This is a genomic window from Streptomyces sp. CA-142005, assembly GCF_050942335.1.
Taxonomy (GTDB): Bacteria; Actinomycetota; Actinomycetes; order Streptomycetales; family Streptomycetaceae; genus Streptomyces.
In genome coordinates this window covers 7,070,001-7,082,745 of the sequence record NZ_CP192078.1, presented here as the reverse complement: position 1 = coordinate 7,082,745, position 12,745 = coordinate 7,070,001, and the positions used below count along the sequence as shown (strand labels likewise).

At 67.4% G+C, this 12,745-nt stretch carries 4 protein-coding genes, 1 tRNA gene and 2 rRNA genes (1 of these 7 running past the window's edge); 1 reads left to right on the top strand and 6 read right to left on the bottom strand.

Features of this window, described 5'->3' with window-relative positions; all coding sequences use genetic code 11:
- Positions 1-120 precede the first annotated feature (120 nt).
- Complete coding sequence (locus ACQPXS_RS33045) at positions 121-801, bottom strand: response regulator (RefSeq protein WP_069778400.1); 681 nt, start codon at positions 799-801, stop codon at positions 121-123.
- A gap of 299 nt (positions 802-1,100) precedes the next feature.
- Positions 1,101-6,560, bottom strand: a complete 5,460-nt coding sequence (locus ACQPXS_RS33040) for a HAMP domain-containing protein (RefSeq protein WP_433453004.1) — start codon at positions 6,558-6,560, stop codon at positions 1,101-1,103.
- 409 nt (positions 6,561-6,969) lie between these two features.
- Here ACQPXS_RS33040 and ACQPXS_RS33035 point away from each other — a divergent pair, with 409 nt between their 5' ends.
- The gene (locus tag ACQPXS_RS33035; protein WP_433453002.1) at positions 6,970-9,729 is read left to right on the top strand and encodes a SpoIIE family protein phosphatase; all 2,760 of its coding nucleotides are present in this window, start codon (positions 6,970-6,972) and stop codon (positions 9,727-9,729) included.
- A 53-nt stretch (positions 9,730-9,782) separates the two neighbouring features.
- On the opposite strand, the gene ACQPXS_RS33030 is transcribed toward ACQPXS_RS33035, so the two are convergent.
- From ACQPXS_RS33030 to ACQPXS_RS33015, 4 genes are all read right to left on the bottom strand, one after another.
- Positions 9,783-9,858, bottom strand: a tRNA-Thr gene (locus ACQPXS_RS33030).
- 84 nt (positions 9,859-9,942) lie between these two features.
- On the bottom strand, positions 9,943-10,605 hold the full coding sequence (locus tag ACQPXS_RS33025; RefSeq protein ID WP_356305285.1) for a DegT/DnrJ/EryC1/StrS family aminotransferase: 663 nt from the start codon (positions 10,603-10,605) through the stop codon (positions 9,943-9,945).
- A 116-nt stretch (positions 10,606-10,721) separates the two neighbouring features.
- Positions 10,722-10,838: ribosomal RNA gene (gene rrf / locus ACQPXS_RS33020) — 5S ribosomal RNA — on the bottom strand.
- 85 nt (positions 10,839-10,923) lie between these two features.
- Positions 10,924-12,745, bottom strand: a 23S ribosomal RNA gene (locus ACQPXS_RS33015); it runs 1,294 nt beyond the window's last position.

The window sequence follows — 12,745 nt, the reverse complement described above, 5'->3', positions numbered from 1 at the left end:
GTGAGGTTACCGGGGGAGACGACAGCGGACACGTGTGCCCACAGCTTCACCCGTTCGTGTCGCCCTTGCGGGTGACCGGAACTGACGCACGCTCATCGGCAACCAGCGCCCGGGCGGACGTCAGTTCTGCGCCGGCACCGAAGAGCCGCCCGGGCCGGCACCCGGCTCCAGGGCGTCGAGCGCGCGCCGCAACCCGGTGAGTTTGCGCTCCAGATGGGCCGCCGTGGCCACCGCGGCCGCGTCCGCCGAATCGTCGTCCAGCTGCTTGGACAGGGCCTCGGCCTGCTCCTCGACGGCCGCGAGCCGCGCGGACAGCTCGGCGAGCAGCCCGGCGGACTCCTTGCCGCCGACCGCGCCCTTGCCGCCGCCCTCCAACTGCAGCCGCAGCAGCGCCGCCTGCTCCCGCAGCTGGCAGTTCTTCATGTACAGCTCGACGAACACCGAGACCTTCGCGCGCAGCACCCACGGGTCGAAGGGCTTGGAGATGTAGTCGACCGCGCCCGCCGCGTAGCCCCGGAAGGTGTGGTGCGGGCCGTGGTTGATCGCCGTGAGGAAGATGATCGGGATGTCCCGGGTCCGCTCGCGCCGCTTGATGTGCGCGGCGGTCTCGAATCCGTCCATGCCCGGCATCTGGACATCCAGCAGAATGACCGCGAAATCGTCCGTGAGCAGTGCCTTGAGCGCTTCCTCCCCGGACGATGCCCGCACCAGCGTCTGATCGAGCGCAGAGAGGATCGCCTCCAGCGCCAGCAGATTCTCCGGCCGGTCATCGACCAGGAGGATCTTGGCCTTCTGCACCATGGCCCGCCCTCCTCGCCCCGGCGGTACACCGGGCGCCGCCCCAGGGGACGACTCCCTTTCGCCGCCCGTCCTTGTGCCGGTCATCGTAGCCGCACCCCGCCTGTCGCCACACCCTGTCACCGCGATGTCACTGTGCACGTACCGGAAACGCGGCGGGGGCCGGGATGGTTCCCGGAATCCGGCATTCCCATACGTTCGCAGGCCACCTTAAGCCGTACCTTCGCCCCCACCTCAAGGGGACAACTCCCGACCCACGCCAAGGGTTCCCCGGGTGTTCACATCCCGGAGCGCCGATCTCGTCACTTTCCACCCATCCACTGCTGCATCACGGCCAGCAGATGATCCGGGTCGACCGGCTTGGTCACGTAGTCGGAGGCACCGGACTCGATCGCCTTCTCCCGGTCGCCCTTCATCGCCTTCGCGGTCAGCGCGATGATCGGCAGCCCGGCGAACTGCGGCATCCTGCGGATCGCCGTGGTCGTCGCGTACCCGTCCATCTCCGGCATCATGATGTCCATCAGCACGACCGCCACGTCGTCGTGCTGCTCCAGCACCTCGATGCCCTCGCGGCCGTTCTCGGCGTACAGCACCGACAGACCGTGCTGCTCCAGGACGCTGGTCAGGGCGAACACGTTGCGGATGTCGTCGTCGACGATCAGCACCTTCTCGCCGCCGAACCGCACCCCGCGCGCGGACTGCGGCACGCCCTCCTGCTCCGGCACCGCCGTCCACGGCTCGGGCCGCTGCTCGCCCTGCGGCAGACTCCGGCGCCGGCGCCGGAAGAGCGCCGCGGGACCGTTCTGCGTCTCGCGGTAGGACTTCACCTCGGCCGGGGTCTCGATCTCCACGGCGGACAGCTCCGAGGACCGCTCGGCCTCCGAGGCCAGCAGCTCGCCCGCCCCCAGCGGGGGCACGGACTGCTGGTAGCCCTGCGGCGGCAGCTCGCTCGGGTGCAGCGGCAGGTACAGCGTGAACGTCGAGCCGCGGCCCGGTTCGCTCTGCGCGTGGATCTCACCGCCGAGCAGCTGCGCGATCTCCCGGGAGATCGACAGACCGAGGCCGGTGCCGCCGTACTTGCGGCTGGTCGTGCCGTCCGCCTGCTTGAACGCCTCGAAGATCACCCGCATCTTGCTGGCCGCGATGCCGATGCCGGTGTCCGTCACCGAGAACGCGATCAGCGGCCCGTCCGGATCGGCCAGCGAGCCGGTCTCCAGCAGCTGCTCCCGGATGCCCACCGGCACATCGGCGCCGGCCGGCCTGATCACCAGCTCCACCGATCCGGAGTCGGTGAACTTCACCGCGTTCGACAGCAGGTTGCGCAGCACCTGCAGCAGCCGCTGTTCGTCGGTGTGCAGGGTCGCGGGCAGCTCCGGGGAGACCCGTACGGACAGATCCAGGCCCTTCTCCGCGGTCAGCGGACGGAAGGTGGCCTCCACGTAGTCCACGAGCTGCACGAGCGCGATACGCGTCGGCGAGACGTCCATCTTGCCCGCCTCGACCTTCGACAGGTCGAGGATGTCGTTGATCAGCTGAAGCAGGTCGGAGCCGGCGCCGTGGATGGTCTCGGCGAACTCCACCTGCTTGGGCGAGAGGTTGCCCTCGGCGTTGTCGGCGAGCAACTTGGCCAGAATCAGCAACGAGTTGAGCGGCGTACGCAGCTCGTGCGACATGTTGGCGAGGAACTCGCTCTTGTAGCGCATCGACACCGCGAGCTGCTCGGCGCGCTCCTCCAGGACCTGCCGGGCCTCCTCGATCTCGGTGTTCTTCACCTCGATGTCGCGGTTCTGCCGGGCCAGCAGCTCGGCCTTCTCCTCCAGTTCGGCGTTGGAGGCCTGCAGCGCCTTCTGCCGGTTCTCCAACTCGGCCGAGCGCTCCCTCAGTTGCTCGGTCAGTTCCTGCGACTGCTTCAGCAGCTGCTCGGTCTTGGTGTTGACCGAGATGGTGTTGACGCTCGTCGCGATCATCTCGGCGATCTGGTTGAGGAAGTCCTTCTGGATCTGCGTGAACGGCGTGAAGGAGGCGAGCTCGATCACACCGAGCACATTCCCCTCGAACAGCACCGGCAGCACGATCACCTGCGCCGGCGGGGCCTCGCCGAGGCCGGAGGAGATCTTCAGATACCCGCTGGGCGCGTTCTCCACCAGGATCGCGCGCTTCTCCTGGGCGGCCGTGCCGACGAGCGCCTCACCGGGCCGGAACGACGTCGGCATGGAACCCATCGAGTAGCCGTACGAACCCAGCATCCGCAGCTCGTAGTTGTCCTCGCCGTCGCCGACGTCCTTGCCCTCCATCAGCGGCATCGTCAGGAAGAAGGCGCCGTGCTGCGCGGATACGACCGGCGTCAGCTCGCTCATGATCAGCGAGGCCACGTCCTCCAGGTCCCGGCGGCCCTGCATGAGGCCGGAGATACGGGCCAGGTTGCCCTTGAGCCAGTCCTGCTCCTTGTTGGCGATCGTGGTGTCGCGCAGGTTGGCGATCATCTTGTTGATGTAGTCCTGCAGTTCCTGGATCTCGCCGGACGCGTCGACGTCGATCTTCAGGTTCAGGTCGCCGCGGGTCACCGCGGTCGCCACGCGCGCGATGGCACGCACCTGCCGGGTCAGGTTCCCGGCCATCTCGTTCACCGACTCGGTCAGGTCCCGCCAGGTGCCGTCGACGTCACGCACGCGTGCCTGGCCGCCGAGCTGTCCTTCGGTGCCCACCTCGCGGGCCACGCGCGTGACCTCCTCGGCGAAGCTGGACAGCTGATCGACCATGGTGTTGATCGTCGTCTTCAGCTCGAGGATCTCGCCGCGCGCGTCAATGTCGATCTTCTTGGTCAGGTCACCCTTGGCGATCGCCGTGGTGACCATGGCGATGTTGCGCACCTGACCGGTCAGGTTGGACGCCATCTGGTTCACGGACTCGGTGAGGTCCTTCCAGGTGCCGGCCACACCCGGCACGTGCGCCTGGCCGCCCAGGATGCCGTCCGTGCCCACCTCACGGGCCACCTTGGTGACCTGGTCGGCGAACGAACTCAGCGTCTTCACCATGATGTTGATGGTGTCGGCGAGCTGCGCGACCTCGCCGCGCGCCTCGATGGTCACCTGACGCGTCAGGTCGCCGTTGGCGACGGCCGAGGCGACCTGGGAGATGTTCCGCACCTGCATGGTCAGGTTGTTGGCCATCAGGTTGACGTTGTTGCTCAGGTCCTTCCAGATACCCGTGACACCCGGAACGTGCGCCTGGCCGCCCAGGATGCCCTCGGTGCCCACCTCACGGGCCACCCGGGTCACCTGCTCGGCGAAACTGGACAGCTGATCAACCATGGTGTTGACCGTCGTGACGAGCTCGAGGATCTCGCCCTTCGCGTCAACAGTGATCTTCTTCGACAGGTCACCCTTGGCGACCGCGGTCGTGACCTCGGCGATGTTGCGCACCTGGATCGTCAGGTTGTTCGCCATGAAGTTCACGGACTGCGTGAGGTCCTTCCAGGTGCCGGAGACACCCTGCACCTCGGCCTGACCGCCGAGGATGCCCTCCGTACCCACCTCACGGGCCACACGCGTGACCTCCTGGGCGAACGACGACAGCTGGTCCACCATCGTGTTCAGGGTGTTCTTCAGCTCCAGGATCTCCCCGCGCGCGTCCACGGTGATCTTCTGGGAGAGGTCACCCCGCGCCACGGCCGTCGCGACCTGCGCGATGTTGCGCACCTGGGCCGTCAGGTTGCCGGCCATGCCGTTCACGGAGTCGGTCAGGTCCCGCCAGACACCGGCCACTCCGGGCACCTGCGCCTGACCGCCGAGGCGGCCCTCGGTACCCACGTCACGGGCCACCCGGGTCACCTGGTCGGCGAAGGCGGACAGCTGATCGACCATCGTGTTGATCGTGTTCTTCAGCTCGAGGATCTCGCCGCGCGCGTCAACGTCGATCTTCTGCGACAGGTCACCGCGCGCCACGGCCGTCGTCACCTGGGCGATCTGCCGCACCTGCGAGGTCAGGTTGCCGGCCATGAAGTTGACGGAGTCCGTCAACTCCTTCCACGTGCCCGACACGCCGTCCACCCGGGCCTGGCCGCCCAGCCGGCCCTCCGTACCCACGTCCCGGGCCATCCGCGTGACCTGGTCGGCGAAGCTCGACAGCTGGTCCACCATCGTGTTCACGGTGTTCTTCAGCTTCAGCATCTCGCCGGAGACGTCCACGGTGACCTTCTGGGAGAGGTCGCCGTTGGCCACCGCCGTGGTCACCTGGGCGATGTTGCGCACCTGACCGGTGAGGTTGCGGAACGCGGTGTTGACGGAGTCGGTCAGGTCCTTCCAGGCACCGGCCGCGCCCGGCACCTGCGCCTGGCCGCCCAGCTCGCCCTCGACACCGATCTCCCGCGCGACCCGCGTCACCTCGGCACCGAAGGCCGACAGCTGGTCCACCATCCCGTTGACGGTGTTCTTCAGCTCCAGCATCTCGCCGGCCACGTCGACCGTGACCTTCTGCGACAGGTCGCCGTTGGCCACGGCCGTCGTCACCGTGGCGATGTCCCGCACCTGCGTGGTCAGGTTCCGGAAGACCGTGTTGACGGAGTCCGTCAGGTCCTTCCACGTACCGGCGGCGCCCGGCACGTTCGCCTGTCCGCCGAGCCGGCCCTCCGCGCCGACCTCGTTCGCCACGCGCGTGACCTCGTCCGCGAAGATCCGCAGCGTCTCGGTCATCTGGTTGATCGTCTCGGCGAGCTGCGCGACCTCGCCGCGCGCCGGAACCGTCACCTTCTGCGACAGATCACCATTGGCGACGGCGGTCGTGACCTGCGAGATGCCTCGCACCTGCGCGGTCAGGTTACCCGCCATCGTGTTGACGGAGTCGGTCAGCTCCTTCCACACGCCGGCCACACCCGGCACCTGCGCCTGACCGCCCAGGATGCCCTCGGTGCCCACCTCACGGGCGACCCGGGTCACCTCGACGGAGAAGGAGGACAGCTGCTCCACCATCGTGTTGACGGTGTTCTTCAGCTCCAGCATCTCGCCGGCGACCTGCACGGTCACCTTGCGTGACAGATCACCCCGCGCCACCGCCGTCGTCACCAGGGCGATGTCCCGCACCTGCGCGGTCAGCTGCCGCGCCATGGTGTTGACGGACTCGGTCAGGTCCTTCCACGAACCGGACATACCGCGCACCCTGGCCTGACCGCCGAGCTTGCCCTCGGTGCCGACCTCGCTGGCCACGCGCGTGACCTCGTCCGTGAACGTGGACAGCTGGTCGACCAGGTTGTTGACGGTACGGCCGACCTTCAGGAACTCACCCCGCAGCGGGTGCCCGGTGCCGCCGTCCAGTGCCTGCGTCCGCAGCTCCATCCGCGGCGACAGATCACCCTCGGCGACCGCCGTGAGGACCCGGCCGACCTCCGACACCGGCCACACGAGATCGTCGACCAGCGCGTTGGAGGCGTCGATCGCGGACGCCCAGGAGCCCTCGCATGCCCCCGTCTCCAGCCGCTCCGTGAGTTTGCCCTCACGGCCCACCATGCGCCGTACCCGGGACAGCTCACCGGTCAGATGCAGGTTCCGGTCGGCCACCTCGTTGAAGACGGCCGCGATCTCCGACATCACCCCGTCCCCGGAGACGGTGAGCCGCTTGCGGAAGTTCCCGTCACGCATCGAGACGAGAGCCGCCAGCAGCCGGTTCAGGGCAGCCGTGTCAACGGCGGTGGTCTCGCCGCGCTTGCCCAGGGACGGTCCGCCTTTCGCGCGCGTCTTCGTGCCACGCGTCGCCGCGCCAGACTCCACTGTGTCCCTCCCGGAGGGGTAGACCGTTACTGCTGTGCTCGGCCGCTTCGGCCCGGCGTGCCGGTCATCGGCATACCGGTTACTTCCGCGTACCGGTTACTGCTGCGTATTTCTGCCAGACGAGATCCGGCCACACCAGAGGCTGCTGCCCGCCGTACACGGAACACACGCAGGCTGACCCGACCTTCATCAGAAGCTTGCCCAGTGTTTCACCCCGGCCGAACCAGGCCATAACAGTTCGGCAGCTTCGCACATCGTCCGCACACCATGGGGGGTAAACACCGGCGACCGGCATCCGCTCGGACGGCGAAGGTAAGTAACCTTGCATGCGGCTGTCCAGCCGCACCGGTCCGACCGGCTTGGGCGGTGGCACGAGAACGAGCGGGCATCGGAGGGGCGGCCGCAGACCATGACCACCGGAGTCATCCCCGGGGAACAGCCCCCGGAGCCACAGCCGACGGGCGACCTGATGCCGCAGCAGCGGCGCGAGCCCGCCGGCCACGCAGCCCTGCACGTAGACAACCGGTCGAGGAGTTCTGTGATCACCGCGCGCGCGGCCGCCACCTTCGAGCCCGTGGGGCGATCGGTAGCGACTGCCCGGTCCTTCGTCCGCGACACCCTCCAGGGCTGGGGCTTCGCCGACATCGTCGACGACGCCGTGGTCCTCACCAGCGAGCTGGTGACCAACGCGGTCGTCCACGCGGGCACGCACGCGGACGTCCTGTGCCTGCGCGCCGAGGACGGTGTGCGCATCGAGGTCTCGGACCGCTACCCCGAGCGCGAGGTTCCCCTCCAGAACTCCCCCGCCTCCATGGGCAGCCCCGACCGCGAGGGCGGCCGCGGCCTGCAGCTGTGCGCGGCCCTGGCCACCCGCTGGGGCGTGGACTACTCGCCCACCCACAAGAACGTCTGGTTCCAGCTCAACCTCCCCGAACGCCCGGTCGGCACCCGCACCGCCGGCCCGTCCCTGCCCGCCGAACTGCTGCCGCTGGCCGACGGCCGGGTCCGTGTCGCGGTCCTCCAGGTGGACCGCAAGGGCTCGATCACCTCCTGGAACGAGGACGCCGAAGACCTGTTCGGCTATTCGTCCGACGAGGTGATCGGCAGGCCCCTCACCGAACTGGCGGCCTGGCCGCACACCCCGGGCACCAGCACCGGCGTGGCCGAGGCCCTGCAGCTCTCCCGCTGGGAGGGCAGCTACGGCATCCGCGGCGCCGACGGCCGGGTGGCCTCGGTCTACGCCTCCCACCTCAGGGTCCGCGACACCGGCGGCGAACCCTCCACCGTCTGCCTCCTGGTCCGCGACGACGAGCGTGCCGTGCTGCAGAGCCCGCCGCGCGTCCCGGCCGGCGACCAGGCCCCGTCCTCCGACGGCCAGAGCACCGACCCCTTCGAGGTCTTCATCGGCTCCCCCGCCCCGGACGACCTCGACGGCCTCCTGCAGCGCACGGTGGAGCGCGCCCGCGACATGCTCGACGGCGACTCCGCGTTCCTGCTGCTGGCCACCGACGACGAGACCGAACTGGAGGTCCGCGCCTCCACGGGCCTGCCCTCCGCCCGCCAGCGCTTCGCGCGCGTGCCCGTCGAGGCCGGCCCCGGCCGCTACGGCTCCGCGCGCATGCCGGCCGTCCACGACGACCTCACCGCCGTACCCGGCGCCGTACCGCTGCTGTCCGGCACCGGCATGCGCTCGGTCGTCACCGTCCCGCTGAAGGTCGAAGGCCGCCTCACCGGCTCCCTCGGCGTCGCGGCCGAGGCCCCGGGCCGGTACTCCAACGAGGAGGCACTGCGCCTGCAGTTCGCCGCCGACCGCATCGCCCTGGCCGTCGAGTCGGCCCGCCTGGGCGAGCTGGAGCGGCTGCGCCGGGGCTCCCTGAGCTTCCTGGTCGAAGCCTCCGACCTGCTGGCCGGCACCCTGGACCGCGACCAGACACTGGCCCTGATGGCCCAGATGACGGTCCCGACGCTGGCCACCTGGTGCGCCGTCTACACGATCGCCGACCAGGCCTCCGAGCCGTATCTGTCGTACGTCCTGCACGAGGACGAGGAACTCATCGACGGCATCAAGTCGTTGCTGTCGAAGGTCCCGCCGCCGGACCCGGTACCGACCCCCGGCGCCCGCGTCTGGACCACCCCCGGCGAGGTGGCCCACCAGGCAGCCCTGCGCACCTCCATGCGCAGCCTCGGCCTGTCCGGCGGCCCCACGCGCCAGATCTCCTCGGGCATCGGCCCGACCCTCGCCACGGCCGCCGCGGTCGGCGGGGAGACGGTCGTCCTGCCGCTCGTGGCCCGCAACCGCGTCATCGGCATGCTGACCCTCGGCAAGCCCACCGACGAACACTTCCGCCAGGAAATCCTGGAACTGGCCGAGGACCTCTCCCGCCGGGCCGCGCTCGCCCTGGACAACGCCCGCCTGTACTCGGAGCGCACGGCCATCAGCCAGTCACTCCAGCGCAGTCTGCTGCCTCCGGGCCTGCCGCAGATCGACGGCGTCGAGGTGGAGGTCATCTACCGCGCGGCGGGCGAGGGCAACGAGGTCGGCGGCGACTTCTACGACCTCTTCCCGATCGGTGACGGCGCCTACGGCTTCGCCATCGGAGACGTGTGCGGTACGGGCCCGAACGCGGCGGCGGTCACCGGCCTGGCCCGGCACGCCCTGCGGCTGCTGGCCCGTGAGGGCCTGTCCGGACCGGCGGTCCTGCAGCGCCTGAACTCCGCGATCCTCGACGAGGGCGACCGCAGCCGCTTCCTGACCCTGCTCTACGGCGAGATGCGCCCGCAGGAGGACGGCAGCGCCGAGCTGAAGGTGGTCTGCGCCGGCCATCCGCTCCCGCTGCGCCTGCGCCAGGACGGCACGGTGACGCCGGCCGCCGAACCGCAGCCGCTGCTGGGCGTGATCGAGGACCTGGAGCTGCACGAGGAGACCGTCACCCTCGACCCCGGCGATGTGCTCCTGTGCGTCACGGACGGTGTCACGGAACGCCGTGAGGGCGCGCGCATGCTGGGCGACGACGGCCTGGCCGACGTCCTCACCACGTGCACGGGTCTGACGGCGGGCGCGGTCGCCGCACGCATCATGCGCGCGGTGGAACGCTTCGCGTCGGACGCGCCCTCGGACGACATGGCGATCCTGGCGATGCGTGTCCCGGGAATCCACAAGGAGGCCTGAGCCGGCATCAGGCACGAAAAAGGCCCCACCCGAAAGGGTGAGGCCTTTTCTGCTGGAGCCCCCAAACGGAATCGAACCGTTGACCTTCTCCTTACCATGGAGACGCTCTGCCGACTGAGCTATAGGGGCTTGTCGTTTTCGAGGTTTCCCTCGCGGCGACGAAGAAACTGTACCCCGAGCAGGCCCGAGTTCCCAAATTCGTTCGGAACCCACTCAGTAGGCGGGCTGCAGCAGTCCCCCGAGCGCGTTGCACGCCGACACGATCCGCTGCATCTCCCGCTTGGTGAGCGCGGCGTCCACGGGCAGCGTCAGCGTCTCGTCGGCGGCCAGCTCGGTCTCCGGCAGGGACACGCACCGACGGAACTCCGGCAGCCGGTGCACGGGCGTCTTGACCGGCACCCGGCACTCAACCCCCTTGGCCCGCAAGGCCATCGCGAAGGCGTCCCGGTCCGGCCGGCCGTTCCCCGGCACCCGCACGACGTACTGCTGGTAGGTGTGCCCGTCCCCGCCGTCCGGCGTCCGTACGCCCCTGAGCTTGGCGTCGAGGTAGGCGGCGCGCTCCCTGCGCTGCGCTATCTCGTCGTACGGCGCCTCGGACTCGCCCTGCTCCAGCACCAGCACCTCGTGCCGCTGCCCGAGCGCGTGCAACCGCCGCACATCGGCCCGCCGTCCGAAGCGGTGTACGACAACGACCGCGGCCGTGCGCGGGGTTACGGCTGCCTCGACAGCGCCGGGGTCGAGGCAGTAGGTGACCGGGTCTATGTCGGCGAACACCGGCAGCGCACCGGCCAGGGTCACGGCCTCGGCGACCTCGACGTTCCCGAAGGCAGGTACGACGACCTCGTCACCGACTCCGACGCCGGCGGCCCTGAGCATTGCAGCAGTTCCCATGTGCTGGATGCTGGGCGCGCTGGGTGAACGACACGTTAAGCGAAACGTAAAAAGGTCGGACCCCGAACCGAAGTTCAGGATCCGACCTCTTTATAAGAATTGTTCGGCGGCGTCCTACTCTCCCACAGGGTCCCCCCTGCAGTACCATCGGCGCTGTGAGGCTTAGCTTCCGGGTTCGGAATGTAACCGGGCGTTTCCCTCACGCTATGACCACCGAAACACTATGAAACTGTGAACGCCGCACCGCATCTTCCAGCGGGGCTGTTCGTGGTTTCAGAACCAACACAGTGGACGCGAGCAACTGAGGACAAGCCCTCGGCCTATTAGTACCGGTCACCTCCACCAGTTACCTGGCTTCCAGATCCGGCCTATCAACCCAGTCGTCTACTGGGAGCCTTACCCCATCAAGTGGGTGGGAGTCCTCATCTCGAAGCAGGCTTCCCGCTTAGATGCTTTCAGCGGTTATCCCTCCCGAACGTAGCCAACCAGCCATGCCCTTGGCAGAACAACTGGCACACCAGAGGTTCGTCCGTCCCGGTCCTCTCGTACTAGGGACAGCCCTTCTCAAGACTCCTACGCGCACAGCGGATAGGGACCGAACTGTCTCACGACGTTCTAAACCCAGCTCGCGTACCGCTTTAATGGGCGAACAGCCCAACCCTTGGGACCGACTCCAGCCCCAGGATGCGACGAGCCGACATCGAGGTGCCAAACCATCCCGTCGATATGGACTCTTGGGGAAGATCAGCCTGTTATCCCCGGGGTACCTTTTATCCGTTGAGCGACGGCGCTTCCACAAGCCACCGCCGGATCACTAGTCCCGACTTTCGTCCCTGCTCGACCCGTCGGTCTCACAGTCAAGCTCCCTTGTGCACTTACACTCAACACCTGATTGCCAACCAGGCTGAGGGAACCTTTGGGCGCCTCCGTTACCCTTTAGGAGGCAACCGCCCCAGTTAAACTACCCATCAGACACTGTCCCTGATCCGGATCACGGACCCAGGTTAGACATCCAGCACGACCAGACTGGTATTTCAACGACGACTCCACACACACTGGCGTGCGTGCTTCACAGTCTCCCAGCTATCCTACACAAGCCGAACCGAACACCAATATCAAACTGTAGTAAAGGTCCCGGGGTCTTTCCGTCCTGCTGCGCGAAACGAGCATCTTTACTCGTAGTGCAATTTCACCGGGCCTATGGTTGAGACAGTCGAGAAGTCGTTACGCCATTCGTGCAGGTCGGAACTTACCCGACAAGGAATTTCGCTACCTTAGGATGGTTATAGTTACCACCGCCGTTTACTGGCGCTTAAGTTCTCAGCTTCGCCCCACCGAAATGGAGCTAACCGGTCCCCTTAACGTTCCAGCACCGGGCAGGCGTCAGTCCGTATACATCGCCTTACGGCTTCGCACGGACCTGTGTTTTTAGTAAACAGTCGCTTCTCGCTGGTCTCTGCGGCCACCCCCAGCTCACCAAGTAAATTGGATCACCAGGTGTGGCCCCCCTTCTCCCGAAGTTACGGGGGCATTTTGCCGAGTTCCTTAACCATAGTTCACCCGAACGCCTCGGTATTCTCTACCTGACCACCTGAGTCGGTTTAGGGTACGGGCCGCCATGAAACTCGCTAGAGGCTTTTCTCGACAGCATAGGATCATCCACTTCACCACAATCGGCTCGGCATCAGGTCTCAGACTTAATGCAGGGCGGATTTGCCTACCCTGCGTCCTACACCCTTACCCCGGGACAACCACCGCCCGGGATGGACTACCTTCCTGCGTCACCCCATCACTCACCTACTACCAGCTTGGTCCGGCGGCTCCACCACTCCCCTTTGCCCGAAGGCTCCGGGGCGGCTTCACGGCCTTAGCATCACTGGATTCGATGTTTGACGCTTCACAGCGGGTACCGGAATATCAACCGGTTATCCATCGACTACGCCTGTCGGCCTCGCCTTAGGTCCCGACTTACCCTGGGCAGATCAGCTTGACCCAGGAACCCTTAGTCAATCGGCGCACACGTTTCTCACGTGTGAATCGCTACTCATGCCTGCATTCTCACTCGTCAACCGTCCACGACTACCTTCCAGTGCCGCTTCACCCGGCAGACGACGCTCCCCTACCC

What these genes read in the sequence shown, in the direction of transcription:
- ACQPXS_RS33045 (WP_069778400.1), bottom strand. Translation starts at nt 801, where the DNA reads ATGGTGCAGAAGGCCAAGATCCTCCTGGTCGATGACCGGCCGGAGAAT.
- ACQPXS_RS33035 (WP_433453002.1), top strand. Translation starts at nt 6,970, where the DNA reads ATGACCACCGGAGTCATCCCCGGGGAACAGCCCCCGGAGCCACAGCCG.
- ACQPXS_RS33025 (WP_356305285.1), bottom strand. Translation starts at nt 10,605, where the DNA reads ATGCTCAGGGCCGCCGGCGTCGGAGTCGGTGACGAGGTCGTCGTACCT.